We start from the raw sequence: 26,610 nt of genomic DNA on the forward strand, positions 1-26,610 counted from the left end.
CCGTATGTCGCATATTTCCACGCAGAGCCATAGCCTCGCGGGAGGCGCCCGAAGGTGGCTATCAGTTTGTCGGGCGGGGTGGGCCGAGGAGTAGACCGCCGTTCACCTCGACGGTCTCGCCGGTGATCCAGCGCGCGTCGTCGGAGGCGAAGAACGCCACCGCGTCGCCGATGTCCGCCGGCTGGCCGGCCCGGCCCAGCGCGACCATCGCGTACACCTGCCGCGCCCGTTCCGGCTCGGTGTCCAGCCAGGTGTTCATCTCGGTCGCGGTGATGCCGGGGGAGACCGTGTTGACCGTGATGCCCCGGGGGCCGAGCTGCTGCGCCAGTGAGCGGCCGAGCACGTTGAGTGCGCCCTTGGTCATGGCATAGACCGTCTCCGGAGTGGCGAACCAGGTCACGCCGGAGGACACGTTGATGATCCGGCCGCCGTCGCGCATGACGCCCAGCGCCCGCTGGGTGATGAAGAACGGCGCGCGAACGTTGATCGCGAACTGGCGGTCGAAGTCGTCCGGGGTCGCCGTGTCGATGGTGGCCGCGTAGGCGATGGTCGCCGCGTTGTTCACCAGGATGTCCAGCGGCCGGCCGTCCAGGCCGGCGGCCAGCCCGTCGAAGAGGGTGTCCACGTCACCCGGTACACCCAGCTCGGCCCGCACCGCAAACGCCTGGCCGCCGGCGTCGCGGATGGCGGCCACGGTCTCGTCGGCGGCGGACTGGTTGCTGCCGTAGTGCACCGCGACCAGCGCACCCTCGGCGGCCAGCCGGGTGGCGATGGCCCGGCCGATACCTCGGGAGGCGCCGGTGACCAGTGCGGTTCTGTCAGTCAGGTTGCCCATAACCCTCTCCAGTGAATGTAAGGGAACGTTCCCTAACATTAGCGCTAGACTGGGCTCGTGCCAAGACAACCGCGCCGCAGTTCGGCGGAGACCCGGGAACACGTGCTGTGCGTGGCCGGTGACCTGTTCTACCGGGAGGGCATCCGGGCCACCGGGGTGGACAAGATCGCCGCCGACGCCGGCGTCGCCCCGACCACGCTGTACCGGCTGTTCCCGTCCAAGGACGAGCTGGTCGCCGCCTACACCGAACGCGCCGCCGAGCTGCGGCGGCGGGCGATCACGGACGTGGTGGCCGCCGACGGGCGCCCGGCCGGGGAGCGCATCCTGGCACTGTTCGAGGTGTTGAGCGCGGAGGTCGCCCCGGCGGCGCCGGAGTGCCGGGGCTGCACGTTCCTGATGGTGCTCACCGAGCTGCCCGACGACTCGCTGGCCGCTCACCGGCACGCGGTCGCCATGAAGCGGTGGATCCGCGACACCGTCCGCACCCTCACCGCCGAACTCCCCGACGAGCCCAATCCGGACGCCCTGGCCGACCAGCTGGTCCTGATCCTGGACGGCTACACCGCATCCGCCCAGGCGCTCGGCCCGGGCGGCCCCGCCGCCCAGGCCCGGCCCCTCGTCGAGAGGCTGCTCGCGTTGGGAGCGTGAGTCCGGCTAGGCGGCTCCGGTTAGGTGCCATTCGGTGGGGCGGGGGGTGGCGAGCATGTCGCGGTGGGCCTGGGGGGTGAAGGGCCAGAGGGCGGGCAGGCCGTCCTTGCCGATGTACCAGCTGTCGCAGCCGCTGGTCCAGATCGTGCTCGGGTAGGCGGTGCGCAGCTCGGCGTTGAACGTCTCGGCGGCGTCCTCTCGGGGCGCGGCGGCGGTGAACTCGCCGCGCCGCCAGCGGTCGATCCAGCGCAGCGCGTAGTCCACCTGAGTCTCGGTGATCATGAACAGCGACTGGTTGCCGATCGGCGAGTGCGGGCCGAGCAGCAGGAAGAAGTTGGGGAACCCGGGCAGCGCCACCGTCCGGTAGCCGCGCGGCTCGTCGCTCCACACCTTGGACAGCCGCAGCCCGTCCTGCCCGACCAGCTCGATCGGCTGCAGGTAGGCGTGCGCGTGGAAGCCGGTGGCCAGCGCGATCACGTCCAGCTCGTGCAGTGTGCCGTCGGCGGTCAGGATGCCGCGCTCGGTGACCCGCTCGATCGGCGAGTCGACCAGCTCCGCCTGGCCGCGCGCGAACTTGGAGTAGAACCCGGACGCGAAGATCATCCGCTTGCACATGGGCTGGTCGGCCGGCCGCATCCGGCGGCGCAGCTCGGGGTCGCGCAGCCGCAGCAGGTGCAGGCGGCAGATCGCGGTGAGCAGCCGCCGCTGCCACCCCGGCCGGATCACCGCCTGGCAGAAGGACTTCTCGAACACCTGCTGCCAGAACTTGTACCCCACGCGCCCCCAGGCCCGGTTCAGCGCCGGGAACCGGCGCAGCAGCGCCCGGCTGAGCCGGCTGTACCGGGGGTTGGCGATCGGCATCACCCACTGCGGGGTGCGGCTGAACATCTTGTACGACGCGCACCGGGGGGCCAGCGCGGTGGTGATCTGCACGCCGGTGGACCCGTTGCCGATCACCGCGACCCGCTTGCCGTCCAGCGGCACCGAGTGGTCCCAGCGGGCGGAGTGGAAGGCGGCGCCGGCGAACTCGTCCAGGCCGGGGATGTCCGGCGTCCTCGGGTGGTGTAGCACCCCGGCGGCGGACACGATGAAGTCGAACTCGCGCTCCTCGCCGTCCTTGGTGCCCAACCGCCACACCGACCGGTCGGCCAGCCACTCGGCCTCGGCCACCTCGGTGTTGAACCGGACGTGCGGGACGATCTCCAGCTCCCGCGCGACGCGGCGTAGGTAGGCGTGGATCTCCGGGCCGGGGGAGAACACCCGGGTCCAGTCCGGGTTGGGCGCGAACGTGTAGCTGTAGTAGCGGGACGGGACGTCGCAGGACAGGCCCGGGTAGGTGTTCTCCCGCCAGGTGCCGCCGACCTCGCCGGTCTTCTCGTAGATGACGAAGTCGGTCATGCCGGCCTGGCGCAGCTTGGCCGCCGTGCAGATCCCGGACATGCCGGCGCCGATGATGGCGACCCTCGGCTGACGTGGCATCCGAACTCCTGTCGTCCCGTTTGCAAGTCGGCTGACTCGCAAGTTACAGGACGCACGTCTTGTAAGCTAGCGCTCGTGGCGACTCAGTTGGAACGCAGCTCGGCGACCAGGGAGAAGACCATCGCGGCCACCATCGAGCTGCTGGTGGAACGGGGTTACGCCGGAGCGACCATCGCCGCCGTCGCCGAGCGGGCCGGCGTCTCCCGGGGCGCGGTGAGCCACCAGTACCCGGACAAACGCCGGCTGGTGGTGGACGTGGTGGACGAGATCGCCCGCCGGCGCACCGTCGAGGCGCAGGCCCTGCTGGCGGCCGTGCCGCCCGGCCGGCAGCGGGTGGAGGCCGGCCTGGACGAGCTGTGGGTGGTGTTCAAGTCGCCGATCTACACCGCCGCGCTGGAGGTCTACGTGGCCGGCCGGACCGACCCGGCGCTGCGCCCGCGGGTGCTGCGCCTGGAGGCGGAGATCGAGGAGGCGCTGCGCGACGTCGTGCGCCGGATGACCGGCCTCGCCCCCGGCGAGCGGCAGGTCGAGGTGCATGCCGACGTCGTGATCAACACCCTGCGCGGCCTGGCCCTGATGTACACCACCGGCATGCCCGTCCCGCCGCTGGAACGCGCCTGGGCGCAGGCCAGAACCGACGCCGCCCGCTGGCTCACCGAACTCGCCGAGGCTTAGGCGTTCGGGCGGGGCTTAAAGATCGCTTGGACGGCGCGGCTGGGTGGTCTGCCGCAGCCTGGGTGCGGCCTGTTGCGTTCGCGTGCGATCCCGGTTGCGCCGCGAGGCAGGAGCGTCCCCTGGGACTGGCGGGTCAACGTCCATGATCACCATGACCTGGCGGTCCCCCCGGGGTCCTGGGTAGCCACCATGTCATGGTGATCATGGGAAACCGTTTGCCAGAGTGGGTGATCGTCATTTCTGGCGCTCCAGCGTCGAAAATCGACGGCAAACCGCCACAAACGACGATCACCCTCGCTCCCCAAACGCAAGGGGCCGCACCCAAGCGGCGGCAGACCACCCAGCCGCGCCGTCCAAGCGATCTTTAAACCGTCACCCGAACACCTAAAACCTACGAGAAGTCCAGCACCAACCGCCCCCGCACACCGCCCTCGGCCAACCGCCGGTGCGCCTCACCCGCGCGCGCCGCGGGCAGCACGTCGGCCACCCGCAAGGTCAGCGCCCCCTCCTCCACCTGCCGGCGCAGCCGGTCCAGTGCGTCGGTGTCGGTGGCCCGCTCGGAGACCAGCACCGGGTGCACCCGGATGCCCCGCTCGCCCGGGCCGCGCCAACCCCGGATAGTGGCCAGCCCGCCGCCGTCGGCGATCGCCGGGAACACCGCTTCATTCAGCACCGCCGCGTCCACCAGCCCCGGCACCCCGCCCGGCGCAAGCGAGCGGATCCGGTCCGTCACCCCGTCCCCGCGAGCCACCACGTGGTCCGCGCCGAGCTCCCGGACCAGGGCCTCGTCCGCCGGCTTGGCGTCCGCGACGACCCGCAGCCCGTCCGCCTTGGCCAGCTGGATCACGTAGCCGCCCAGGGTGCCGGCCGCGCCGGTCACCGCGACGGTGTCGCCGGGGGCCAGCGCCAGCGCGTCCAAGGTCATCCGCGCGGTCAGCGCGTTCATCAGCAGGGTCGACGCGGCGGGCAGGTCCGCACCGGTAGGCGCGGGCACCACCGAGGCCGCCGGCAGCACGATCCGTTCGGCATACGCGCCGCCGTGCGGCCCCGTGGGCACCACCAGGGCGATCACCCGCTGGCCCACGCGCAACCGGCCGTCCACGCCGGGGCCGACGGCTTCCAGTACACCGGCCGCATCCATGCCCGGCACGAACGGCGGCTTCCGGTCGCCCAGCCGTTTGGCGTGTACCCCGGCGCGCAGCAGCGTGTCGGTCGGGTTGACCGTCGCCGCGTGCACCCGGATGCGCACCTCGCCCTCGCCGGGCTCCGGGTCCGGCAGCTCGATCTCCTCGAGCCGCTCCGGCCCGCCGTACTCCCAAACCCCGATCGCCTTCATGATCCGTGCCAACCGGCCGAAGCCGGCCGGCTATTCCCGAGGGGCTTCCCGGTGGTTTCCTCCAGCCAGGCGACCACCTCGTCCATGGTGTGGCCGGGGGTGAAGACGCCGGCCACGCCGACCTGGTGCAGTGCGTCCGCGTCGGCCCGGTGGATCAGGCCGCCGACCATCACCGGGATGTCCTCGGCGCCGATCTCCCGCAGCGCCGCCACCAGCCGCTGGCAGTGCTCCAGGTAGCTGGCCATGCCGAAGCTGACCCCGACCACGTCGGCGTCCTCGGCCACGGCGGCGCCGGCCAGCCGCGCGGCGGTGTTGTGGTCGCCCAGGTAGATCACCTCGGCGCCGCGGTCGCGCAGCCGGCGGGCGAAGGTGCGCAGGCCCTTGTTGTGCACGTCGGCGCCGAGCATGCCCAGCACCGCGCGGATGGTCACCGTAGGTGCCCGAACGGCGAGTCCAGCGCGTCGAAGGCGTCGTACGGGTAGCCGGCGGCGACCCGCACGGTGCCCCACGCCTCGCCGATCGTCGCGCCGGCCAGGAACGCCTCGACCAGCGCGCCGTGGAACTCGCCGCCGGCCCGCACCGCCGCGTAGACGTCGTCCATCCGGCGGGCCAGCCGCTCGGGGTCGCGGGCCGCCTTGAACTCGGCGAACCGCCGCAGGTGGCGGTCGATGCGCCATCGTTCCACGGCGAACCGGCGGGGCTCCGGCTCGTCCGGCCGGGCGAACCGGTTGACCCCGACGATGATCCGCTCGCCGGTCTCCATCTCCTCCAGCTGGCGCATCTCGGCGTCCTCGCACCAGCGCTCCAGCACGCCGTCCGAGACCGCCTTCACGATGCCGATCTTCTCGATCTCGGCCAGCAGCCGCAGCGCCTTGGCCTCCACCCGGTCGGTGAGCGCCTCCACGTACCAGCTGCCGCCCAGCGGGTCGGCCACCCGGGCCGCGCCCACCTCGTGCGCCACGATCTGCTGGGTGCGGATGGCCAGCTCGCGGGCCTCCGGGGTGGGGATGCCGATGGCCTCGTCGTAGCTGCACACCTCCATCGACTGCACGCCCCCGCACAGCGCGGCAATCATCTCGCTGGCCCCGCGCACGATGTTGTTCAGCGGCTGCTGGTAGGTCATCGTGCGGCCGGACGAGTGGCAGGAGATGCGCAGCCGCATGGCCCGTTCGTCCCGGGCGCCGTGGCGCTCGCGCATGGTGCGGGCCCAGATCCGGCGCAGCGCCCGGAACTTGGCCACCTCCTCGAACAGGTCGATGCCGGAGGTGGAGATCCAGGCCAGCGTGGGTGCCACCTCGTCCGCCGAAACCCCGCGTGCGGCCAGGTCGGCCAGCGTCTGGTTCACGATGGCCATGCCCACCGCGATCTCCCCGGCCGGCCCGATGCCCAGCTCGCGGATCTCGTAGCCCTGCGGGAAGCCGCTGGCCCACTTCGGCGTGTGCCGGCAGGCGTAGGCCAGGCAGTCGGTGTGGTAGCGGTGCCCCAGCGCGGGCGGGATCACCCCGTGGCCCCAGCCGATGATCGCGTGGGTGAGGTGGTCGGGCATGTGCCCGCCCTGCAGCTTCGACGGGTCGTAGCCACGCCGGCGGGCCAGCGCGAGGACCATCGGGTAGGTCATCATCACGGTGTGCCAGGCCACGTCGGTCTTCGTGAGGTCGATGTCCCGGGTGAGCAGGTCCAGGTCGTCGACGGTGGGCATCGAGCAGCCCTCCAGGCCCACATCCGGCCCCAGCACCGGGTGGTCCGGGTCCATCGCCTGGCCGGTCGGCACATCGGAAACCACGTCGATGCCGGCGCCGCCGGCCTTGAGCGCGGCCTCCACGCCCTCCCGGGTGTCCTCCGGGCCGCCGTAGCCGACGATGTTGCGCAGCGTCCACATCCGTCCCCGGTACATCCGGGGGTAGGAGCCCCGGGTGAACGGGAACTCCCCGGGGTCGCCGAGGTCGCGCCTGTAGTCCAGCGGACCCGGGCCGTAGTGGCTCTCCGTGTCCAGCCCGCCCCAGGTGCGGGTGCGGGACAGCCGCACCGAGATGTCCTCGGAGTCAATCTCCCAGGTGGTCACCGGGACCACTCCATGGGCAGGTGCTTGAGCCGGCGCACGATCAGGTTGTCCCCCCGGACCACGGCGTCCGGGTCGGCCAGGCGCAGGCCGGGCAGCCGGTCCAGCACGGTGTCCAGCGCGATGGCCAGCATGCGGCGGGCCATGCCGGCGCCCAGGCAGGCGTGGATGCCGCCCCCGAAGCCCAGCTGCCCGCGCAGCTGTCGCAGGTCACGGGTGATGTCGAAGTCGTCGGGCCGGTCGAACACGGCCGGGTCCCGGTTGGCCGCGCCGAACACCAGGCGCACCTTGGCGTCGGCCGGGATGTCCACGCCGGCGATGGTGGCCGGGGCGCTGGTGTTGCGGAACATGGACTGCACCGGTGACTGGTGGCGCAGGATCTCCTCCACCGTGTTCGGCAGCAGCGACCGGTCGCGGTACAGCAGCTCCAGCTGCTCGGGGTGCTGGCAGAGCAGGTGGATGGCGCCGCCGATGCCGCCCGAGGTGGTCTCCTCGCCGCCGGTGATCAGCACCTGCAGGATCAGCATCAGCGTCAGGTCGTCGAACCGCTGGCCCTCCACCTCGGCGGTGATCAGCGCGGAGAGCAGGTCGTCCGGCAGCTCGCCGCCGTCGGCCAGGATCTGCCGGCGGGCGCCGATCAGCTCGGTGAAGTAGCCGAAGAAGTCCAGCGAGGCGTCCAGCGCCCGCTGCTGCGCCGCCTCGTCGCCGGCGAACGCGTCCACCCAGGCCAGCACCCACGCGTGGTACTTGGGCTGGTCCTCGGCGCGGATGCCGAGCAGCTCGGTGTTGATGGTGCCGGGCACCCGGTCGGCGAACTCGGCCTGCAGGTCGCCCTGCCCGCGCGCGGCGAACCGGTCGGCGAACTCGTGCGCGATCTCCCGGATGCGGCCCTCCAGCGCGTGCACCCGGCGGGGGGAGAAGGCCTTGTTGGCCAGGCCGCGCTGGATGCGGTGGTTGGGCGGGTCGGCCCAGATCAGTGCGCCGACCCCGTTGGGGGCCAGCGCGCGCTCGGGTCCCGGGCCCTGCCCGGACCGGAACACCACCGGGTCCTGCACCACGCGCAGCACGTCGGCGTAGCCGAACACCGACCAGAACTCGGTGGTCTTCCCGGCGACCAGGTGGTTGTCCGTCTTGGTCGCCGCCGCCGACTCGGGCATGAGCTGGTGGTGCACGCCGACGCCCGCCTCGCGGAACGCCCGGTAGTAGGGGTACGGGTCGTGCTGCACCTCGTGCAGCAGCGGGTTGTACGACTCGATCAGGCTTACCGTGCTGTCCACACCGGTCATCCCGCCGCGCTCCTCGCTCGCCAGGTAATTCAGGTCACCATGTGACTGTGTGACACTTTTCGATGTGTGTCAAGCTCAAGGGTGTAGCGATCGACTCCGGGTTCGTCCGGCAGCACGCCGCGCCGGACGAACCCCGCGGCCCGGGCGTACCGCGAAGGTGTGTACGGGGCCGTCGTTCCGCCAGCTGTCCGCCCATTCGGCGAAGGCGCGCGCCACCGACTCCGGGGTGGAGCGCTCGGGCCACCAGCCGAACTGCCGGGCCGTCTCCTCGTCCTCGCCGGCCAGGTGGTCGTCCAGGTCCCCCGTGGTTCGCGGGTTCAACCCTGGCGTGGCGCGTTGATCCGGTCAAACCGACCACTGAGCGCAGTCGGGTTACCAGATCGGGGGACACGAGGAAAGGGGCGGTTAGGAGATCGTTAACATTGCGCGATGGATGGGGCGGTGCACGTGCCGATCGAACTCTCTCCGCGCACCCACCGGCGGCTGGCCAAGTGGTGTCGCGACCTGACCACCGATCTGGAGGTCAGGGCGATCCCCCTGGGCGACGTGGTGGAAACCATGATCGACCTGCTGCTCACCGACCGGCATACCGCCGACGCGGCGCGGCGGCAGCTGGCGCACCGGGTCCGCCCGCGCCGGCGCTGAGCCCGGTCAGGCCTTCGACAGCCACCCGCTATCCGGTGCGGCAGCCGCTGTCTCGGACCGGGCACTGGAGCTCGACCACCGGCCGGCCCTCGCCCTCGCCCCGCACGTGGACCTGGCGGTACACGCCGTAGGACTCCAGGCCGCGCTCCGCCAGCGCGGCGTCCACGGTCAGCCAGGGGTCGCCGTCGTCGTCCGCCGTGCCGTGGGTGACCACGGCCGCCCGCTCCTCGGCCGGCAGCCGGGCCAGCTCCAGTCCGGCCGGCGGGTCCGCCTCGGCGTCCAGCGTCACCCCGACCGCGACGTCGATCTTCGACCCGTCCGGCCGGCCGTGGTAGGTGCGGATGCCGTTTCCGCCGATGCCGGTGGCGGCCAGCCGGGAGATCAGCGTGTCGACCATGGCGGGGATCTCGCTGGTGTCGTTCGCCGCCCCGCTGACCTGGGCGAGCCGCGGCGCGGGCAGCGGCTGGATCCGCGGCATCCGGACCGAGACGCCGGCGCGGTGGGCAAGCTCTCCGATACTCAACATGACGACCCGACCCCAACCCATGACACGGTGTCAGGGTCAACTCTCCCCGGTCAGTCCCGGGCGTGGGTGGCGAGGCGTTGGCGGTGTACGACCTCGGAGCGTTCGGTCTCGGTGTCCACCCGGTGCACGGCCAGGTCCACCCCTTCCGGGCTGACGTCCATCGCCATGAACCCGTAGCCGGTGAAGTCCTGGAAGTCGTACGGGTTGGTCACGCGGGACGAGCCGTTCACGGTCTTGCTGGCGGCGCCGCTGACCACCTGGACGGTGCCGCGCACCGGCTCGAGCACCTGCTGGGAGTGGTCGTGGCCGGACAGGATGGCGTGGGCGGTGCCCAGCACGTCCTGCTCGTACCACGTCTTCAGGTGCCGGCCGCTGGCGTAGTTGCCGATGGTGATCCCGTCGTAGCTGCCGGCGTTGCCGTGCGGCCCGTTGTTCACGTAGGGGTGGTGCGAGCAGACGAACCGGTAGCGGGCCGGCGAGGAGGCCAACCCGGCGCGCAGCCACCGCCGCTGCCGGTGCATGTACTCGCCGTTGAAGGTCCAGTACGGCAGCAGCTGCGGCACGTAGGAGGTCACCGGGTTGGTGTCGATCACGAAGAACTCGGCCACCGGGCGGTCCTCGGGCACCCGCACCGAGTAGTACCGCGCCGGCATGAACCACCGGCGGGAGCGCTCGTGGTACTCGACCTCGTACTGCCCGCGCGCCTCCCAGTCACCGGTGCCGGGCAGCAGTCCGGAGTTGTCGTGGTTGCCCTGCGCCATCAGCCACGGGAAGTCCAGCCCGTCGTTGGGCTTCTCGAACTTGCTCTCGAACTGCGGGTCGTCCGAGCTGAACGGGCCGTACTCGTAGATGTTGTCGCCGAGCCCGAGGGCCATGCCGAACGGCCGGCGGCGGTGCTCGGCCAGCGCGGCGCCGGTCACCGCGAAGTGCTCGGCGCCGTCCGTGCCGGCGTCCCCGGTCACCAGCACCCGGAACCGCTCGTCGGCCGGGAACCCGTACTTGCGCGTCCCCTCCGCTCCGGCCAGCGGGACGACCAGCCCGCCGGTGGCCACCACACCCAGTGCCCCCAGGGCGCCGGCCAACATCGATCGACGACTCAGCGTGCGGCCCGCGACACGAGGCGTAGTCACGGCGCACATCATGTCGACCCCGCCCCGGCGCCCCGCCGCCGGGGCGGGGGTACGGGTGTCGGCGTTGTGGGTGGTCTGAACGAGCGCCTCGGACGGGCAACCAGTGCGTCGGGCGCGGGGTTTCATGGTCAAGTAGCGGTTAGAGACCCTACTTGCCGGTAGAACGTCTCCTATTGCTACGTGACCATGAACTGCCCAGGCCGCGGGGGATCAGGGAGCGTGCGAAAAGCTTTCGCCGACACCCGCGAACCGGTGACGGAGCAGTAGAACTTGTTCTAGTATTCCGGCATGCCCAGGAAGCTTCGCGTGATCCAGTGGACGACCGGGAACATCGGCTCCCGCGCCCTGCACGGGATTCTGACCAGGCACGACATGGAGCTGGTCGGGGTGTACGCGCACTCGCCGGCCAAGGTCGGCCAGGACGCCGCCGAACTGTGCGGCTACCGGGAACCCACGGGCATCCTGGCCACCGACGACGTATCGGCCCTGCTGGCGCTGCGGCCCGACGCCTGTTCGTACAACCCGGTGTGGTCGAACACCGATGAGCTGTGCCGCCTCCTGGAGGCCGGGGTCAACGTCTGTTCCACCGCCGAGTGGATCAATGGTCGCCGGCTGCCGGCGGCCGAACGCGACCGGGTGCTCAAGGCCGCGCTGCGGGGCCGGGCCTCGATATTCGGCAGCGGCGCCTTCCCCGGGCTGACCCACGCGCTGGCCATCGTCGGCAGCGCCGCCTGCGAGCGGGTCGACCGCATCACCGTCACCGAGTCCGTCGACTGCTCGCTGTACGCCTCGGGGGACACCATGTCGGCGATGGGTCTCGGCCGGCCGGCCGATACCCCGGATCTGGAGGAGAACCTCCGCAAGGCCAGCGAGGTGTGCGCCGAGGCGGCCCTGATGATGGCCGACGCCCTCGGTGTCCAGGTGGACCGGATGAGCTTCGAGGCCACGTTCACCCCGGCCCACGGGGACGACGACCTCGGGTTCATGACCATCGGGAAGGGCACCGTCGGGGCCATCGAGGGCTACCACCGCGCCTGGTCCGGCGGGCGGAACGTGACGGCGTCCGGGGTCCGCTGGGTCATGGGCAGCCACACCGAGGCGCCGTTCAAGCTCGCCCACGGACACGTGATCTCCATCGAGGGCTCGCCGAACTACCGGCTGCTGGCCCAGTGCCTGCCGCCGAGGGGGACCGTCGACTACATGGGGCCGGGGATGATCTACACCGCGATGCCGGCGGTGAACGCCATTCCCTCGGTGGTGGCGGCCGAGCCGGGCATCGTCAGCTACCCGGACCTGCCGTTGGTCACCGGCCCGGTCCTGGGCTGAGCGGGACCCGGCATGGCCAACTGGACGCATCGCCGCGCCCGCCTGAACGGGCTCGACGTGCACTACGTCGAGCAGGGCGAAGGCCCCGTGGTCCTGCTGCTGCACGGCTTCCCGCACACCTGGTTCAGCTGGCGGCACCAGATCGCGCCGCTGGCCGAGGCCGGATACCGCGTGGTGGCGCCGGACCTGCGGGGCATGGGCCAGACCAGCGGGCCGGAGCCGATCGAGGAGTACCGGGCCGACCGGATCACCGCGGACCTGTGTGCCCTGCTCGACCACCTCGGCGTGGATGCGGCGGTCTGCTCGGGGCTGGACTTCGGCATGTACGCGGCCTATGACCTGGCCCTGGACCATCCGGAACGGGTCCGGGGGCTGATCGGGCTGCAGAACCCGTTCCTCGCCGCCTCGGAGACGCCGCCGCTGGAAATCGAACGGCGACGCGGCCGCAAGCGGTTCAACCACGTCTCCTACTTCGTGGACGAGCCGGATGCCGCCGCCGCCGACCTGGACGCGCACCCGAGGGAGATCCTCACCAAGATCTTCCACGCCCTCTCCGGCGAGGTCGACTTCACCGAGATGTGGCGGCTCCCGCCGGGCACCACGTACCGCGCGGCGCTGCCCCAGCCACCCCCGCTCCCGTGGGCGTGGCTGACCGAGTGGGAGCTGGAGACCTACGTCAGCGACTACGCCCGCTCGGGTTTCGGCGGCGGTATCCGCTGGTACCTCGCGCTCGACCTCAACTGGCGGTACCGGCGCGAGCGCGCCGAGAGCCGCACCAAGGTGCCCTTCTACTTCCTCGGCTCGGACCGGGACGTGGACCTCGCGCACTGGCACGGCGCGAACCCGGTGGAGATGTTGTCCGCGTACCACGCGGACGTCCGGGGGGTGCGCATCGTGCCCGCCGCCGGACACATGATCAGCATGGAGCACCCGGACGTGGTGAACACCGTGTTCCTCGAGTTCCTGCGCGACCTGACGGAACGGAGTACGGGATGAGCGGCCGGGTGGTCGTGGTGACCGGCGCCTCGCGGGGCGCCGGCAAGGGAATCGCGCTGGCACTCGGGGCCACCGGGGACACGGTCTACGTCACCGGCCGGACCGAACCGGACCTGGCCGCCACGGCGGAGGAGATCGGCCGGCGCGGCGGCACCGGCGTCCCGGTGGTGTGCGATCACGCGGACGACGAGCAGGTTCGCGGCGTGTTCGAGCGGGTCGGTGCCGAGCACGGGCGGCTGGACGTCCTGGTCGGCAATGCCACCGCGCTCCCGGCGGCGCCGCCGAGGCCCGGCCAGGGCTTCTGGGAGCGGCCGCTGGCCGAGGAGCTGAAACCCCTGGAGGTCGGGCTCCGGTCGCACTACGTGGCCGCGCACTACGCCGCGCCGCTGCTGATCGCGGCCGGCGGGCTGCTGGTGTTCACCTCCGCCCCCGGCGCGCGGGTCCACCTGCCGGGCCTGCACGGCCCGTCCTACGGCGCGGGCAAGGCGGGCACCGACAAGCTGGCCTACGACATGGCGCGGGAGCTCCGCCCGCACGGCGTGACCGTGCTGTCGATCTGGATGGGCGTACTGCGCACCGAGCGGATCACCCCGGAGCTGGAACGCCGGCTGGCCGGGACCGTGCTCCCGCCGTTCGAGTCCCCGGAGTTCACCGGCCGGGTCGTGGACGCCCTGGCCAACGACCCGGGAAGGCGGGAGTACAGCGGCCGGACCGTATGGGGGGCCGAGCTCGGCGCCAAGTACGGCGTCACCGACGTCGACGGGTCGCGGCCGGACTCCCACCGCGAATGGCTCGGCCCGCCCTCGGAGTTCCCCGAGCACACCCCCACCTACGCCGAGTTCCGCGCGAGCACCGCCTAAGCCTGGCGGTGGGCCAGCCCGTCGACCATCAGGGTGAGGGTGAAGTCGAACCGGTCGTGGCCCTCCCCGGCGGTGAGTTCGGCGGCGTGGCGGGTGGTGTGGGGGAAGGTCTCGGCGGGCAGGGCGGTGAACCGGCGCCGCAGCTCGTCGCGGTCGAGGACCCAGGGTTCCTCGTCCCGCGCCGATCGCCGGCGGGCGATCGAGACCTCGAGGCAGTAGGCGGCCACGTACAGCAGGAGGGCGTCGATGGCCCAGGCGGCGGCCCGGGGGGCGATGCCCCCGGCGAGCAGGATCGCCAGCATTCCCTCGTTGACCCGCACGGTCTCCAGATCGGTGGGGAACCTGGCGAGCGCGGCGCGGGAGATTCCGGGGTAGCGCAGGAACTGGTCGCGTACCTGGGTGCACACGCCGCGGATCTGCTCCCGCCAGGCCGCCGGATCGGGCTCGGGGAGCACCAGCTCGGCGCACAGCCGCCCGATGAGCAGCTCGTCGAGGTCGGCCTTGTTGACCACGTGGGCGTAGAGCGAGGCCGGTCCGGTGTCCAGCGCACCGGCCAGCCGGCGCATGGTGAGCGCCTCGTAGCCCTCTTCGGCGATGACGCCCAGCGCGGTGTCGATGACCCGCGCGGGGGTGATCGGGGTCGCGCGCCGCCGCGGCCCGGGACCGGTGTCGGGGCCGGGCGGCCGGTGGCGGGCGGCGCGCCGCTCTCTCGGGTTCACCCGGTCACCATAGCTTGACTCGAACAGCGTTCGTATATAGAACAGTGTTCGTGTCTAACGAGTGGGACGTGACGGTGGTCGGGGCCGGCCCGGTGGGCCTCGTGCTCGCCGGGGAGCTGGCGCTGTCCGGGGCGAAGGTGCGGGTACTCGAGCGCCTGGCCGAGCCGGACCGGGCGATGAAGGCGCAGTCGATCAACATTCCGACGGCCGAGGCGCTCGACCGCCGCGGGCTGCTGCCCGCCGCCGAGGCGGTGCAGCGGGAGATCTCCCGGGTGGACGGCGGCCTGGGCCCGGTGGGTACGCGGTTCACCGGGCATTTCGCCGGGATGGCCCTCGAGGCCGACCTGGTAGACTGGTCCGATCCCGACTTCACCGCGCACACCGCCGCCGCCGGAGCGCGGATGGTGCCCCAGCCCCAGCTGGTGGCGCTGCTCGCCGAGCACGTCGCCCGGCTCGGGGTGCCGGTGTGCCGGGGGGTGGAGGTCACCGCGCTGGAGGACACCGGCGACGGCGTACTGGTCGGCACCACCGCCGGTCAGGTGCGCACCGGTTGGCTGGTCGGGTGCGACGGCGGGCACAGCACGGTGCGCCGCCTCGCCGGCATCGACTTCCCCGGCACTGCCCCCGAGGTCACCGGCTGTCAGGCGGTCGTGGACATCGCCGACCCGGAGAAGCTGGCGAACGGGTGGGCGTGGTCGCCCGAGGGGGCGTACCGCTACGGACCACAGCCCGGCCGGGTGGCCACGGTGGAGTTCGACGGCGGTCCGAGTGACCGCTCGGCGCCGATCACCCTCGAGGAGGTGCAGGCCAGGCTGCGCCGGGTTTCGGGAACCGACGTCACGTTGACCGCACTGCGCGCCACCCCGACCCGCTGGACCGACAACACCCGCCAGGCCGCGACCTACCGGTCGGGGCGGGTGCTGCTGGTCGGCGACGCCGCCCACGTGCACCCGCCGTTCGGCGGCCAGGGGCTCAACCTCGGGGTCGGCGACGCGACGAACCTCGGCTGGAAGCTCGGCGCCGTGGTCGCCGGTTGGGCTCCGGCCGGGCTGCTCGACACCTACGACGCCGAGCGCCGTCCGCTCGGCGCCTGGGTGCTGGACTGGACGCGGGCCCAGACCGGCCTGCTGCGCGGGGACCCCAAGTCGGCCGCGCTGCGGGGGATCGTGGCCGACCTGCTGAGTACCCGGGAGGGCACGACCTACGCGGTCAAGCAGATCTCCGGGGTCACCCAGCGCATCGACCTGCCCGGCGGCCATCCGCTGGTCGGGCGGTTCGTCCCCGACCTCGGGCTGCGCGACGGTTCCCGCCTGGTCGACCACGGGCACGGCGGCGGGTTCCTGCTGCTCGACCGCACCCCGGACGCGGCGTTCGCCCGGCTCGCCTCGGCCTGGGCCGGGCGGGTGACCAGCGTGGCCGACGCCCCCGCGACGCCGGCCGGGGTGCTGGTGCGCCCGGACGGGGTGGTCGCCTGGGCCTCCGACAGCGCCGACCCGGCCGGCCTCGATGCCGCCCTGCGCCGGTGGGCCGGCGCGCCGTCCCACCTAGCCGAGGCGGGCGAACTCGATGATCTCCTGGAAGTCCACGCCGCGCAGCGTGCCGTAGCCCGGCCCCCAGCCGGTCCCGAGCCGTGACCCGATGAACGCCTCGGCGACGACGGTCGGCGCGTTCTGGACCAGCAGCGCGGCCTGCACCGCGAGGGCGAGGCGGGTCACCAGATAGCGGGTGGTGTCCTCCGGCGCCGTGACCAGATCCTCGATCTCGTCCAGCACGCTCGCCACCAGCGGGTGCTCCGCCGCGACCGGGCGGATCTCCTCGAGGACCGGCTCGATCGCCTTCGGCTCGCGGGTGAGCACCCGGCCCACGTCCATCACCATCATGTTCGAGGTGCCCTCCCAGATCGCGTTGAGCGGCGCCTCGCGGTAGTAGCGGGGACACGGGTGTTCCTCGATGTAGGCGTTGCCGCCGATGGACTGGATGACCTCCTCCACCACGCTCGACACCCGCCGGCAGTTCCAGAACTTGGCCACCGGGGTGAGCAGGCGGCTGACCAGCTTCTCCGCGACGTCACCGGGGGAGTCCTCGGCCCGGGCCACCCGGAACCCGAGGTGGGCGGCCCCGGCCCATTCCAGTGCGAGGTCGGCCAGCACCGGGGCCTGGATCGGCAGGCGGGCCAACGGGGCGCCGAACGCGGCGCGGTGGTCGTTGTGGTGCAGCGCCTGGGAGAGTGCGGCCCGCATCAGGCCGGCGGAGCCGACCGCGAAGTCCAGCCGGGTGTACTCGGCGGAGGAGAGAATCGTCCGGATCCCCCGGCCCTCCTCGCCGACGAGGAACGCCTGGGAGTCGTGGTACTCGATCTCCGAGGACGCGTTGGCCCGGTTGCCGAGCTTGTCCTTGAGCCGGTTGATCTTGACGCCGTTCAGGCTCCCGTCCGGGCGGCGCCGGGGAACGAGCAGGCAGGACACCCCGCCCGAGGTCTGCGCGACGGTCAGGTAGGCATCCGACATGGGGACCGAGGCGAACCACTTGTGCCCGTTGACCAGGTAGGTCTCGCCCGGGCCTGGATTGCCCAGCGGCCGCGCGGCGGTGACGTTGGCCCGCAGGTCGGAACCGCCCTGCTTCTCGGTCATGAAGTAGCCGATCGTGCCCGAGGACTTCCGGTCGACCGGCACGTCCGAGGGGTCGTAGCCCTCCGCCGAGATGGCGGCGGCGAACGGCGCGAGCTCGGGCTGCCCGCGCAGGACCGGGATCGACGCGTACGCCATGCCGATCGGGCAGGCGGTCGAGCCGTCGATCTGGTTCCACAGGTAGGAAAGCACCGCGCGGGCCGAGTGCGCGCCGGGTCGGTCGGCCGTCCAGGCCAGCGAGTGCACGCCCGAGCCGAAGCCCAGCGACATCAGCTCGTGGTAGGCCGGGTGGAACTCCACGTCGTAGACCTCGTGGCCCAGCCGGTCCAGGGTGCGCAGCTCGGGGGTGAACCGTTGGGCGTCACGGGCCGCCTTGAGTACCCCCGGGTCCCACACCCTCGCCCCGAGCTCAGCGGCGCGCTCCCACGCCCACGGGGCATGCCGCTCGACGGTGCCCGCGGCGATCTTGTCCCTGGTGAAGGCGTTGACCCCGTTGAGGTCCGGGACCAGGTTGTCCGGGTTCATACCTTGCCTCCGGTGACGGCGGACTGACAGAAACGGGCGATCTCCCCGCTGATCGCCCGCCGATCGGCTGGGCCGACGGTTCGCTCGGCGAGTGGGGCCACCACGCCCTCCAGGAAGGCGCCGACAATCGCGGCGCCCCGGATCCGGGCATCCTGCTCGGGGAACTCGCCCGACGCGACCCCCTCCTGGATCAGCCCGGCGAACGCCCGGGCCAGACCCGCGCGCGCGTCCAGCCGCACCTGGTCGACGTCGGGGTCCATCGGCTCGGCGATCACCGCGTAGGCCAGGCTTCCCCCGCGCAGCGCCCGGTCGACGAACGTCGCGACCGCATCTCCGATCCGCTGGCCGGCGGTCCGCCCGGCTTCATCCGCGACCGCCTGCACCACCTCGAGCTCGCGAACGCAGACCGCCCGCAGCATCTCCGAGAACAGCGAGGCCTTCGAGGGGAAGTGCCGATAGATCGACCCGGTCGCCACGTCCGCGACCGACGCGACCACGGCCACCTGGGCCGCCGCGAAACCGTGCTCGGCCACCACCACCCGCGCCGCCTCCAGAATTCGGCGGCGGGCATCGGCCTGCCGCGCGGCAACTCTCGGACTGGACACGGTCGCGGCCCTTCCTCGGTATGAACGATGGTTCAAGACTGAACCACGGTTCATTTCTGCCGTCAAGCGCCGCTGAGCCATCGGTTGAACCACCCGAGGTTCTGTCGCATGGCCGCCGCGCGACTCCGTGGCTGGTGGAAGATGTGCCCTCGCGATTCCGCCGGTGCGGCTGCCGAAGCCCACCGTGCCGCCGACCCACCCCTAGCCGACGGTCTGGTGGTGTTGGTGAGCTTGACGAACCGTTTCGCTGGGCCGCGGTCTTGCCGGTCGGGCAGACCAGTGACCAGGATGACCGCAACCTTCTGGCGTGTCGCGCGTCTAACTCGATGTGGTGGGCGCTGAGCCCCGCCACGTTGGGTGTTCTCCGATCCACCAGGAAGGCCACGATGGTCGGTCGTCGACTGGGGTCTGTGCTGAGCGGCGTGCTCGGGCTGTGTGTGGTGGCCGGCGGCTACCTGGCCGCGCCGGCGTCCGCCGCACCCGCCAAGCCGTCGGCGTTGCCACCGCTGGCGCCCGGAACGCCGTGCACCATGTCGGCAAGGTCGTGTGTCGATCTGGACACCGAGCGGGCCTGGCTGATCAAGGATGGAAAGGTGATCAGGGGTCCGGTGAAGGTCTCCTCCGGTGGCCGGGGTAAACCCACGCCGGTCGGGCACTCGCTGCGGGTGTACCGCAAGGAGAAGGACTACAAGAGCCAGGAGTCCCGGATCCAGAGCGGCCCCAAGAAGGGCCAGCCGGCGCCGATGCCGTACTCGGTGTTCTTCGAGGACGGCGGTATCGCGTTCCACTCCGGTAACCCCGCTGTGGCCTCGGCGGGCTGTGTTCACCTGAATACCGCGGACGCGGTCGCGTGGTTCAACGATCTGCAGATCGGTGACCAGGTCCAGGTGGTGCGGGCCTCCCGGGAATCGGCCGACCGGAAGAAGGGCGTGTCCGAGCCGCAGCAGCCCAGCAACATCACTCTCGCTCCGGGCCAGATCCCGTCCGGCAACGATGACTCGGGCGACGACGACTCCGACGACTCCGACGGGGACTCGGACGGCGACTCCTAGGACGCTCGGCCCGAGGTGTCGGGGGTAGCTGGCAGGCTTCGGCTGTGCGCGCGTCGAGGTTGGTGTCGGTTTTGTTGTTGTTGCAGGCCAGGGGGCGGATGACGGCGCAACAGCTGGCGGACGAGCTTGAGGTTTCGGTGCGCACGGTCTACCGGGATATCGAGTCGTTGCATGCGGCGGGGGTTCCGCTGTTCGGAGAGGCCGGGCACGAGGGTGGCTACGAGTTGTTGGCGGGCTATCGCACCCGGCTGACCGGGTTGACCTCCGATGAGGCGGAGGCGCTGTTCCTGACCGGTTTGCCGGGCCCGGCGGCGGATCTGGGGCTGGGAGCCGTGTTGGCGACCGCGCGGTTGAAGTTGATGGCCGCCTTGCCGGCGGAACTGCGGGACCGGGCGAACCTGCTACGGCAGCGGTTTCACCTGGACACCTCGGGCTGGTACCTCGACCCGGACCGCGCGCCCCATTTGGCCGAGGTGGTCAGCGCGACCTGGAACCAGAACCTGATCCGGGTCCGCTATCGCCGGTGGGCACCACGACCGGAGGTGGTCCGCACCCTGGCGCCCTACGGTGTCGTGCTCAAAGGGGGCCGCTGGTATCTGGTGGCCGCCGCCGAGAGCCGGGTGCGGACGTATCGGGTGTCCCAGATCGTCCGCCTCGACCTCCTGGACCAGCGGTTCGACCGGCCCGCGGGGTTTGACCTGGCTGAGCATTGGGATGGCTATCTGCGGGATTTCGATGATCGCCGCCACACTGCGTCGGCATCCATCCGGCTCTCGCCGCGAGCGCTCGATCTGCTCCCGCACGTGTGGGAGCCGGCGCTGGTCCGCGCGGTACGACGCAGCGGGCGGGCGGAGGAATCGGGTGACTGGTCGAGGGCGCGGATCCCGATGGAGTCCGTCGAGCACACGGCCGGGCTGCTGCTGCGTCTGGGCGCCGACGTCGAAGTCATTGCGCCGGAGGGGCTGCGCCGGCACGTGGCGGAGGTGGTCACCACCCTGTCGGGGATGTATCAAGTTCACTGACAGAAGATGTCAGTGAACTGTCTTTAGCTTGATCGGGCAATCCAAGACGATCAAGAGAGAGGACAGGCTTTGATCCCCGCCGAGGAAACGTTCGACGGCACCTGGCCGTACGAGGCCCGCTACAGCGACGCCGCCGGTTTCCGACACCACTACATCGACGAGGGCGAACCAGGCCAGGGGCACACCCTGGTGCTGCTGCACGGCGAGCCGACCTGGGGCTATCTGTGGCGCAGTCTCGTCGGGCCGCTGTCGGCCCGGCACCGGGTCGTCGTTCCCGACCACATGGGTTTCGGGAAGAGCGCCACCCCGCAAGACCGCACTTACCTGGCCGGTGAGCACGCCGACAACCTGGAGTCGCTGCTGGTCGACACCCTTGACCTGCGGGACATCACGCTGGTGCTGCACGATTGGGGCGGCCCGATCGGCACCGAGTTCGCGCTGCGCCACCCCGACCGGGTGGCGCGGATATTCGCCACAAACACGGTGCTCCCGCTCGGGTTGCCCGGCTACGACGAACAGTTCGCGGCCAACATGGCCGACAGCTCCTGGTTCCGTTGGGCCCGGGCCGCCTACGCCGACGGCACCTTCGAGCAGGTGCTCGGCAACGCCGGCAACACGATCACCCACCTGATGTTCGCGCTGCAGACCATCACCCGGCCCGAAAACGCCACCCCGACCTGGATTCGCGCCTACGCAAGCCCGTTCGGAACCCCCGCCGAGTGCCGAGGTGTGATCAGGTTCCCGCGCCAACTCGTCGCGCCCGACCCCGCGGACGCACCACCAGCACCGGATCCGGCCGCTGTCGCCGCCGTGCGCGCCAAACCCGCGATGCTGGTCGAGGGGATGCGCGACACCGCGCTCATCCCCCGATACATGATCGCGGCATTCCGTGAGGCCTACCCCGACTCGCCGGTCATCGAGCTGCCGGACGCCGGCCACTTCACCCCGGAGGATGCCCCAGAAACCTTGCTCGCCCTGCTTGAACTGTTCCTGAGGACCACCGCAACCGCCCACCGGCCAGACCTCGCCACGGCGGGCGGCCGGGCACCAACCCGCTAGCCCGACAACGGCTGCCGGCCAGTTCACCGGTGATCGCACGGCCCGCGCGATGCTGTACGGGCCGTGCGCTCATCCGGCAGGCCGGCAGCGTCACGGAAACGGGTCCGTCGGTGTGTGCGCCGCGTGAGTGCCGGACACCGGCCCGACGTCCACTCGGCGCGCCCGGAAGACGCACGATGATCTCCCGAATCGTATAGCGTTTGCTGGCGTGCGGGCCTCGCCGCCCGGGTCACCGCGGCGCGAAGTTGAGCTCTGGAGGAGATCATGAGAAGAAGTGGAGTGTCGCTGGGCACGCTCGTGTGGGTGATCATCGGCGTGGTGGTCGCCATCTCTCACGGCTACGGAGTTACGAACCTCTCGTCCCTCTTGTCCTTCCTGCTCGTCATGTTCCTGTGGCCGCTGACTCTGCTCGGCGTGGACCTCCACCTGAACCTCGGCGTCTGAGTCCGGTTGCCCGCGGACCGCGGCGGCAGAGAACGAACGCCTTGCCTCCCTCCACGGGGAAGAGGCCCAAGCGGCGCCGGGCCGGCTACCCTCCCGCCCATCGAGGTGGCTCCGGTGCGCAGCGCGGGCCGGAGCCGAGCCGTCCGCTATTTGTAGGCGATCCCGGCGCTCGCGGGACCGGTGAGGGGCAGAATCTCAACCTCGCGGAAGCCTGCCTCGCGGCACCACTCGGCGAAGTTGCCGCCGGTGAAGTCGAACGCATCACCGAACTCGATCAGCATGTTGAGCGACATCATCAGCCCGAATGCGTTCTCGCGCCGGGCATCGTCGATCAGATTCTCGATGACTATGTAGGCGCCGCCTTCGGGGAGCGCCTCGTAGGCCGCTCGGATCAGGTGCCGTTTCCGCTCAAGGTTCCAGTCGTGGAGGATCATGCCCATCGTGATCACGTCTGCCCTCGGCAGCGGGTCGGCGAAGAAGTCGCCGGAGGCGACGCTGATGCGGTCGTCCAGGCCGGCCGCGGCGACCGCCCGCTCGGCGATCGGCGCTACCACCGGCAGGTCGAATGTCGTCAAGCGCAGGTGTGGGTGGTGGCCGGCGAGTACGGCGCACAGCTGCCCGGTTGCGCCGCCTATGTCGCAGACGGTCTCATAGCGCGAGAAGTCGAGCTTCTCGGCGAGCGCGTGGAAGTTGCCGAGCGATATGCCCGTCATCCCATCCAGGAACTGCTCGAGTCGCGCCGGGTCGCTGTACAGTTCCTCGAACACCGGACTGCCGGTGTGCTTCACCTCGTTCTGCGGCTTCCCCGTCTTGAGCGCCTCGGTCAGATCCCCCCAGAAGCCGTACAGCCGGGCATTTGACATCTCGAGGATGCCGCCGACGTACGTGGGGCTTCGCTTGTCGAGGAAGGCCGCGGTCTCCGCCGTGTTGCGGTAGCGGCCCTCGCTTCCTTCCCCGTCGCGTTCGAGGAACCCGAGCGCGACGAGCGCGTCGAGGAAGTCGTGAATCCCGCGCGGATGAAGGTCGAGCGCGTCGCGGATCGCCTCGGCGGTCATCGAGCCGTCGCTGAGCTTTGTGAAGAGTTCGAACTCGACCGCCGAGAGGAGCGTCTTCGAGGGCCAGAACCCCATGCCCACCTGCATTATGTGAGAGGAGTCGAGTTGCGTCTGCGTCATTAGATTTCTCCCGTTACTCGTCAAGGTGCAAAAGGCGGCGTTCACCGTCGAGGACGTAGACCGTCGCGTGCTCACCAGCGTCCAGATCTGGCTACTTCCGCAGAGTTGCTCGTGAGTTGCTTCCACTGTTGGGGATCTCAGGGAATCAGTCGATGGTGGGTGCCCTACTAAAATGAATAGTGCTTTCCCCGGCCTCGAGAAGGGATAACCCTACGCCCGCGTCGGGTTATCCCCAGGCCAGCCTCGTTCAGCTCCGCCGAGGTCGGCGGCCTGAATGTTCCGCCTGTGAGGGATACGCGTCGATGGCTCACGAGGTCGACGCGGCGTCACGGGTCCGTCGGACTAAGCGCGGCTAAATTCACCGAGTCGGGATTCGGAACCGTCGCCGAGGCGTTACTGCTTTCCGTCGAAGACTTCTCTCTGGCCCGCAATGGACGAAGTCCGCCATTGTGAAAACGACCTTGGGCACTTTCTTCTCTGTCGGGGCTGGGCAACGCTCACGCGGCGGCCTCGACTCGCGGTGGCCAGGCCGGCCTCGGACACCCACGCCGAGTAGACGCGCAGGGTGGTTGCTCCGCCGGCGTGACCGATACGGCCGGCAACGGTGCGGGCGTCTACCCCGGCGGCGATGGCCCCACAGATCGAGGCGAAGAACGCTGGTCAAGGCTCTGACCTGGTGCCCCCGGCAGGAATCGAACCTGCGACACACGGTTTAGGAAACCGATGCTCTATCCCCTGAGCTACGAGGGCATGTGGCCGTAATCGTAGCGGGGAGCGGGCCACCCGGGGCGGCGGGCCGGCGTCGGGGGATGCAGGCTGTGCGGGTGGGTGGGTTAGCCGAGCTGTACGAGGTCATTCACCGGCGGCGGGACGTGCGCGGGGAGTTCACCGGCGCGCCGATCGAGCCGGAGGTGCTGCGCCGGGTGTTGGCGGCCGCGCATGCCGCGCCGAGTGTGGGGTTGTCCCAGCCGTGGGACTTCGTCGTGGTGCGGGACGTGGCGACCAGGGGAGCGTTCCGGGAGCACGTCAGTGAGCAGCGACGAGCGTTCGCCGAGACGTTGAACGCGCAGAAGGCCGAGGTGTTCGAGCGGATCAAGATCGAGGGGATCCTGGAGGCCACCCTCGGCGTGGTGGTCACCTACGACCCGGCGCGCGGGGCGCCGGCAGTGCTCGGCCGGCACACCATCGCGGACGCCGGGCTCTACTCGGTGTGCCTGGCCATCCAGAACCTGTGGCTGGCGGCCACGGCTGAAGGGTTGGGGGTTGGGTGGGTGTCGTTCTACACTGAGGCGTTCCTGGCCGAGTTGCTCGGGTTGCCGTCCGGCATCCGGCCGGTCGCCTGGCTGTGCCTGGGGCCGGTGAGCTACCTGGAGCCGACGCCGGACCTGGAGCGGCACGGTTGGCGGGTGCGCCGGCCGCTGGAGATGGCCGTGCACGAGGGTCGCTGGGGCGTTCACTAGCGCGGAACGCGCTTGTCGAGCGGGCGCCCAGTTAGGCGCCTGCGGGGGGACACTAGGGTCGAGGAAGTGCGTCGCCCTGCCTTATCCCTGGTCGTGTTCGTTGTCGCGTTGTTGTGCCTGGTCGGCTGTGCGGGCAACCCGAACGGCACTCCGGAACCGCCGGCGGCCGGCGAACGGCGGCCGTGTGCCGAACAGGATGATCCCGGAACACTGGCGTGCCGGATCAGCACCGCCGAGGTCGCGTTGCGCAACCCGGCCACCACCCCGGATGCGCTGGCCGACGCCGGCCGCCGCGCCCAGGATGCGTACCGCCTGCTCGGCGAGCACCCGGAGTGGGATGCCCCGGTCCGGGCGGGCGTACCACCGGAGCTGCGCCAGCACGTGGACCGGGCGGTCGACGCGCAGCGCGAGCTGACCTCGTTGGCCGGGCCGCCCCGGCCGACCCTGCCGGCTTGGCGGATCGTGGAGCCGCCGCCCGCCGAGCGGCTGCGCGAGCTGTACCAGGCGGCGCAGCGGCGGTTCGGCGTGTCGTGGACGGTGCTGGCGGCGATCAACCTGGTGGAGACCCGGATGGGCCGGGTGGTCGGGCTTTCCAGTGCCGGCGCGCAGGGGCCGATGCAGTTCATGCCGGCCACCTGGGCCAGCTACGGCCTCGGCGGCGACGTCTGGGACACCGAGGACGCGATCAACGGCGCGGCCAATTACCTGGCCCGCAACGGCGCCGCCGACCCGGCCCGGTTGGACCGGGCGATCAAGCGCTACAACAACGACGTCCGCTACGTGCGGGCGGTGCGGGCCTACGCGGCGATGATGGACGCCGATCCCCGGGTGTTCCAAGGCCTGCACTCCTGGCCGGTGAAGTACCGGACCAGCGCCGGGGACGTCGCCCTGCCGGTGGGTTACCAGGAGCCCCGGTCGATCCCGGTGGGGGACTGGCTGGCCCGCAACCCGGGGGCTACGGCGCCCGCAAGGTGAGAAGGGTGATCTCCGGCGGCGCGCCGACCCGTACCGGCGGCCCCCAGAAACCGACCCCGCGCGTGACGTACAGCCACGTGCGGCCGACCCGGGTCAGCCCGGCCAGCACCGGCTGGTCCAGCAGCACCACGTAACCCATCGGCAGGAACTGGCCGCCGTGGGTGTGCCCGGATATCTGCAGGTCCACGCCCCGGCCGGCGGCCTGGTCGACCATCACCGGCTGGTGGGCGAGCAGCACCACCGGCCGCGACTCGTCCCGCCCGGCCAGCGCGCCGGCCAGGTTCGGGGCGTGCCCGGCTTCACCGGAGCGGGCCGCCGTGCGGTCGTCGATCCCGGCCAGGTCGAGGGTGGCCGAACCCGGGGGAGCGCCGCGCCGGCCGACCGCCACCCGCTCGTTGCGCAGCACCCGCACGCCGATGCCGGTGAGGAACTCACACCAGTCGTCCGCGCCGGAGAAGTACTCGTGGTTGCCGGTCACGAAGAACGCCGGGGCGTCGAGCCCGGACAGCGCCTCGACGATGTCGCCGAGCTGCTCCACCGACCCGTCCACCAGGTCGCCGACGATGGCCACCAGGTCCGGGCGGGCGTCGTTCACCTGGGTCACCACGTCACGCAGGAACGGCCGGCGGTTGATCGTTCCGACGTGCACGTCCGACAGCGCGGCGATGGTCATCCCGTCCAGCGCGGGGTCCAGCCGGTCCAGGGTGATCTCCCGGCGGACCAGCCGGGGCCGCCGCGCCTGGGTCACCCCGAAGCCGACGGTGCCGGCCGCGAACAGCGCCGCGGCACCGGTCAGCAACCGGGCCAGCGCGGTCCGCCGGGACGGGTCCAGCCGCCGGCGCAGCAGCGCCCGGGGCAGCTCCAGCACGAGCAGCGCCAGCGCCGTGTACAGCCCGAACACGATCCACAGGTAGCCGGCCCAGCTCAACGGGATACCCAGCTCGGGCCGGATCTCCCGGCCCACCGCCACCGCGGCCACCGTGCTGAACGCCAGCAGCACCAGCACGAGCAGGCCCACCAGCCGCCACCGCCGCTCGGGCAGCACGTCGCGCACCAGGCGAAAATAGAGGTAGGCGTGCAACAGGACGACCACCGTGGCGGCCATCATCAAGAAGGACACTCTTCAGATCTTGCCCGAGCGTCGGC

The 26,610-nt window shown here is 71.2% G+C and carries 26 protein-coding genes and 1 tRNA gene; 13 read left to right on the forward strand and 14 right to left on the reverse strand.

What is annotated here, in order from left to right:
• Positions 1-61: 61 nt before the first annotated feature.
• Positions 62-835, reverse strand: coding sequence for an SDR family oxidoreductase (locus tag ABEB12_RS08835; protein ID WP_185064465.1), 774 nt, complete (start codon positions 833-835; stop codon positions 62-64).
• Positions 836-892: 57 nt separating this feature from the next.
• Between ABEB12_RS08835 and ABEB12_RS08840 the strand changes: the two genes are divergently transcribed.
• Positions 893-1,483, forward strand: a complete 591-nt coding sequence (locus tag ABEB12_RS08840) for a TetR/AcrR family transcriptional regulator (protein WP_345702671.1) — start codon at positions 893-895, stop codon at positions 1,481-1,483.
• Positions 1,484-1,489: 6 nt separating this feature from the next.
• Here ABEB12_RS08840 and ABEB12_RS08845 read toward each other — a convergent pair whose 3' ends face one another.
• The gene (locus tag ABEB12_RS08845; RefSeq protein ID WP_185064466.1) at positions 1,490-2,962 is read right to left on the reverse strand and encodes an NAD(P)-binding domain-containing protein; all 1,473 of its coding nucleotides are present in this window, start codon (positions 2,960-2,962) and stop codon (positions 1,490-1,492) included.
• A gap of 75 nt (positions 2,963-3,037) precedes the next feature.
• Between ABEB12_RS08845 and ABEB12_RS08850 the strand changes: the two genes are divergently transcribed.
• Positions 3,038-3,637 carry a TetR family transcriptional regulator gene (locus ABEB12_RS08850; protein WP_185064467.1) on the forward strand — a complete coding sequence of 200 codons (600 nt, stop codon included), beginning with the start codon at positions 3,038-3,040 and terminating at the stop codon, positions 3,635-3,637.
• A gap of 391 nt (positions 3,638-4,028) precedes the next feature.
• On the opposite strand, the gene ABEB12_RS08855 is transcribed toward ABEB12_RS08850, so the two are convergent.
• From ABEB12_RS08855 to ABEB12_RS08870, 4 genes are read right to left on the reverse strand one after another with little or no spacing between them, the layout of a single operon-like run.
• Positions 4,029-4,973 (reverse strand): alcohol dehydrogenase catalytic domain-containing protein, encoded by a 945-nt coding sequence (locus ABEB12_RS08855; RefSeq protein WP_185064468.1) that lies wholly within the window; start codon positions 4,971-4,973, stop codon positions 4,029-4,031.
• A complete protein-coding gene (locus tag ABEB12_RS08860) occupies positions 4,970-5,404 on the reverse strand; it encodes a cobalamin-dependent protein (RefSeq protein ID WP_221498520.1) in 435 nt (144 codons plus the stop codon). Before ABEB12_RS08860 ends, ABEB12_RS08855 begins: the two co-directional genes overlap by 4 nt.
• A complete protein-coding gene (locus ABEB12_RS08865) occupies positions 5,401-7,035 on the reverse strand; it encodes a methylmalonyl-CoA mutase family protein (RefSeq protein WP_221498521.1) in 1,635 nt (544 codons plus the stop codon). Before ABEB12_RS08865 ends, ABEB12_RS08860 begins: the two co-directional genes overlap by 4 nt.
• Positions 7,032-8,318, reverse strand: coding sequence for a cytochrome P450 (locus tag ABEB12_RS08870; RefSeq protein WP_185064472.1), 1,287 nt, complete (start codon positions 8,316-8,318; stop codon positions 7,032-7,034). Before ABEB12_RS08870 ends, ABEB12_RS08865 begins: the two co-directional genes overlap by 4 nt.
• 429 nt (positions 8,319-8,747) lie before the next feature.
• Between ABEB12_RS08870 and ABEB12_RS08875 the strand changes: the two genes are divergently transcribed.
• Complete coding sequence (locus ABEB12_RS08875) at positions 8,748-8,963, forward strand: hypothetical protein (protein ID WP_185064473.1); 216 nt, start codon at positions 8,748-8,750, stop codon at positions 8,961-8,963.
• 28 nt (positions 8,964-8,991) lie between these two features.
• On the opposite strand, the gene ABEB12_RS08880 is transcribed toward ABEB12_RS08875, so the two are convergent.
• Entirely contained in the window at positions 8,992-9,489 is a 498-nt protein-coding gene (locus ABEB12_RS08880; RefSeq protein ID WP_185064476.1) for a GyrI-like domain-containing protein, read from the reverse strand.
• Positions 9,490-9,539: 50 nt separating this feature from the next.
• Complete coding sequence (locus ABEB12_RS08885) at positions 9,540-10,619, reverse strand: metallophosphoesterase (RefSeq protein WP_221498522.1); 1,080 nt, start codon at positions 10,617-10,619, stop codon at positions 9,540-9,542.
• Positions 10,620-10,907: 288 nt separating this feature from the next.
• Between ABEB12_RS08885 and ABEB12_RS08890 the strand changes: the two genes are divergently transcribed.
• Genes ABEB12_RS08890 through ABEB12_RS08900 form a run of 3 tightly spaced genes read left to right on the forward strand, consistent with a single transcriptional unit; the run spans position 10,908 to position 13,801 of the window.
• Complete coding sequence (locus ABEB12_RS08890) at positions 10,908-11,945, forward strand: dihydrodipicolinate reductase (RefSeq protein ID WP_185064478.1); 1,038 nt, start codon at positions 10,908-10,910, stop codon at positions 11,943-11,945.
• 12 nt (positions 11,946-11,957) lie between these two features.
• The gene (locus ABEB12_RS08895; RefSeq protein WP_185064480.1) at positions 11,958-12,941 is read left to right on the forward strand and encodes an alpha/beta fold hydrolase; all 984 of its coding nucleotides are present in this window, start codon (positions 11,958-11,960) and stop codon (positions 12,939-12,941) included.
• On the forward strand, positions 12,938-13,801 hold the full coding sequence (locus ABEB12_RS08900) for an SDR family NAD(P)-dependent oxidoreductase (protein WP_185064482.1): 864 nt from the start codon (positions 12,938-12,940) through the stop codon (positions 13,799-13,801). Before ABEB12_RS08895 ends, ABEB12_RS08900 begins: the two co-directional genes overlap by 4 nt.
• Here the strand turns inward: ABEB12_RS08900 and ABEB12_RS08905 are convergent.
• Positions 13,798-14,520: a TetR/AcrR family transcriptional regulator C-terminal domain-containing protein gene (locus ABEB12_RS08905; RefSeq protein WP_185064484.1), complete on the reverse strand. Its 723-nt coding sequence runs from the start codon at positions 14,518-14,520 to the stop codon at positions 13,798-13,800. The two genes, ABEB12_RS08900 and ABEB12_RS08905, sit on opposite strands and share 4 nt — an antisense overlap.
• 50 nt (positions 14,521-14,570) lie before the next feature.
• Between ABEB12_RS08905 and ABEB12_RS08910 the strand changes: the two genes are divergently transcribed.
• On the forward strand, positions 14,571-16,154 hold the full coding sequence (locus ABEB12_RS08910) for an FAD-dependent monooxygenase (protein ID WP_345702672.1): 1,584 nt from the start codon (positions 14,571-14,573) through the stop codon (positions 16,152-16,154).
• On the opposite strand, the gene ABEB12_RS08915 is transcribed toward ABEB12_RS08910, so the two are convergent.
• Positions 16,065-17,672 (reverse strand): acyl-CoA dehydrogenase family protein, encoded by a 1,608-nt coding sequence (locus ABEB12_RS08915; RefSeq protein WP_185064487.1) that lies wholly within the window; start codon positions 17,670-17,672, stop codon positions 16,065-16,067. The genes ABEB12_RS08910 and ABEB12_RS08915 overlap by 90 nt on opposite strands.
• On the reverse strand, positions 17,669-18,277 hold the full coding sequence (locus ABEB12_RS08920) for a TetR family transcriptional regulator (RefSeq protein WP_185064489.1): 609 nt from the start codon (positions 18,275-18,277) through the stop codon (positions 17,669-17,671). The genes ABEB12_RS08915 and ABEB12_RS08920 overlap by 4 nt, the downstream gene beginning before the upstream one ends.
• A gap of 410 nt (positions 18,278-18,687) precedes the next feature.
• On the opposite strand from ABEB12_RS08920, the gene ABEB12_RS08925 reads away from it, so the two are divergent.
• The 4 genes from ABEB12_RS08925 (at position 18,688) to ABEB12_RS08940 (ending at position 21,854) form a co-directional block, all read left to right on the forward strand.
• A complete protein-coding gene (locus ABEB12_RS08925; protein WP_345702673.1) occupies positions 18,688-19,329 on the forward strand; it encodes a L,D-transpeptidase in 642 nt (213 codons plus the stop codon).
• Between the two features lie 44 nt (positions 19,330-19,373).
• On the forward strand, positions 19,374-20,351 hold the full coding sequence (locus ABEB12_RS08930; RefSeq protein WP_185064493.1) for a WYL domain-containing protein: 978 nt from the start codon (positions 19,374-19,376) through the stop codon (positions 20,349-20,351).
• Between the two features lie 69 nt (positions 20,352-20,420).
• Positions 20,421-21,410, forward strand: a complete 990-nt coding sequence (locus ABEB12_RS08935) for an alpha/beta fold hydrolase (protein WP_185064499.1) — start codon at positions 20,421-20,423, stop codon at positions 21,408-21,410.
• 264 nt (positions 21,411-21,674) lie between these two features.
• Positions 21,675-21,854: a hypothetical protein gene (locus tag ABEB12_RS08940; protein ID WP_185064501.1), complete on the forward strand. Its 180-nt coding sequence runs from the start codon at positions 21,675-21,677 to the stop codon at positions 21,852-21,854.
• Between the two features lie 146 nt (positions 21,855-22,000).
• On the opposite strand, the gene ABEB12_RS08945 is transcribed toward ABEB12_RS08940, so the two are convergent.
• The gene (locus tag ABEB12_RS08945; RefSeq protein WP_185064503.1) at positions 22,001-23,029 is read right to left on the reverse strand and encodes a methyltransferase; all 1,029 of its coding nucleotides are present in this window, start codon (positions 23,027-23,029) and stop codon (positions 22,001-22,003) included.
• Between the two features lie 674 nt (positions 23,030-23,703).
• Positions 23,704-23,779, reverse strand: a tRNA-Arg gene (locus tag ABEB12_RS08950).
• 74 nt (positions 23,780-23,853) lie between these two features.
• Between ABEB12_RS08950 and bluB the strand changes: the two genes are divergently transcribed.
• The gene (bluB, locus tag ABEB12_RS08955) at positions 23,854-24,489 is read left to right on the forward strand and encodes a 5,6-dimethylbenzimidazole synthase (protein ID WP_345702674.1); all 636 of its coding nucleotides are present in this window, start codon (positions 23,854-23,856) and stop codon (positions 24,487-24,489) included.
• 66 nt (positions 24,490-24,555) lie between these two features.
• Entirely contained in the window at positions 24,556-25,464 is a 909-nt protein-coding gene (locus tag ABEB12_RS08960; RefSeq protein WP_345702675.1) for a lytic transglycosylase domain-containing protein, read from the forward strand.
• Here ABEB12_RS08960 and ABEB12_RS08965 read toward each other — a convergent pair.
• Positions 25,445-26,584 carry a metallophosphoesterase gene (locus tag ABEB12_RS08965; protein WP_345702676.1) on the reverse strand — a complete coding sequence of 380 codons (1,140 nt, stop codon included), beginning with the start codon at positions 26,582-26,584 and terminating at the stop codon, positions 25,445-25,447. The two genes, ABEB12_RS08960 and ABEB12_RS08965, sit on opposite strands and share 20 nt — an antisense overlap.
• Positions 26,585-26,610 lie beyond the last annotated feature (26 nt).

Source organism: Actinospineispora eucalypti (genome assembly GCF_039543365.1).
GTDB lineage: Bacteria > Actinomycetota > Actinomycetes > Mycobacteriales > Pseudonocardiaceae > Pseudonocardia > Pseudonocardia eucalypti.

Excerpts from the sequence above, each read along its gene's own strand:
- ABEB12_RS08945 (WP_185064503.1), bottom strand. The coding sequence starts at position 23,029 with ATGACGCAGACGCAACTCGACTCCTCTCACATAATGCAGGTGGGCATG.
- ABEB12_RS08895 (WP_185064480.1), top strand. The coding sequence starts at position 11,958 with ATGGCCAACTGGACGCATCGCCGCGCCCGCCTGAACGGGCTCGACGTG.
- ABEB12_RS08835 (WP_185064465.1), bottom strand. The coding sequence starts at position 835 with ATGGGCAACCTGACTGACAGAACCGCACTGGTCACCGGCGCCTCCCGA.
- ABEB12_RS08870 (WP_185064472.1), bottom strand. The coding sequence starts at position 8,318 with ATGACCGGTGTGGACAGCACGGTAAGCCTGATCGAGTCGTACAACCCG.
- ABEB12_RS08915 (WP_185064487.1), bottom strand. The coding sequence starts at position 17,672 with ATGAACCCGGACAACCTGGTCCCGGACCTCAACGGGGTCAACGCCTTC.
- ABEB12_RS08900 (WP_185064482.1), top strand. The coding sequence starts at position 12,938 with ATGAGCGGCCGGGTGGTCGTGGTGACCGGCGCCTCGCGGGGCGCCGGC.
- ABEB12_RS08880 (WP_185064476.1), bottom strand. The coding sequence starts at position 9,489 with ATGTTGAGTATCGGAGAGCTTGCCCACCGCGCCGGCGTCTCGGTCCGG.
- ABEB12_RS08890 (WP_185064478.1), top strand. The coding sequence starts at position 10,908 with ATGCCCAGGAAGCTTCGCGTGATCCAGTGGACGACCGGGAACATCGGC.
- ABEB12_RS08875 (WP_185064473.1), top strand. The coding sequence starts at position 8,748 with ATGGATGGGGCGGTGCACGTGCCGATCGAACTCTCTCCGCGCACCCAC.
- ABEB12_RS08940 (WP_185064501.1), top strand. The coding sequence starts at position 21,675 with ATGAGAAGAAGTGGAGTGTCGCTGGGCACGCTCGTGTGGGTGATCATC.
- ABEB12_RS08855 (WP_185064468.1), bottom strand. The coding sequence starts at position 4,973 with ATGAAGGCGATCGGGGTTTGGGAGTACGGCGGGCCGGAGCGGCTCGAG.
- ABEB12_RS08845 (WP_185064466.1), bottom strand. The coding sequence starts at position 2,962 with ATGCCACGTCAGCCGAGGGTCGCCATCATCGGCGCCGGCATGTCCGGG.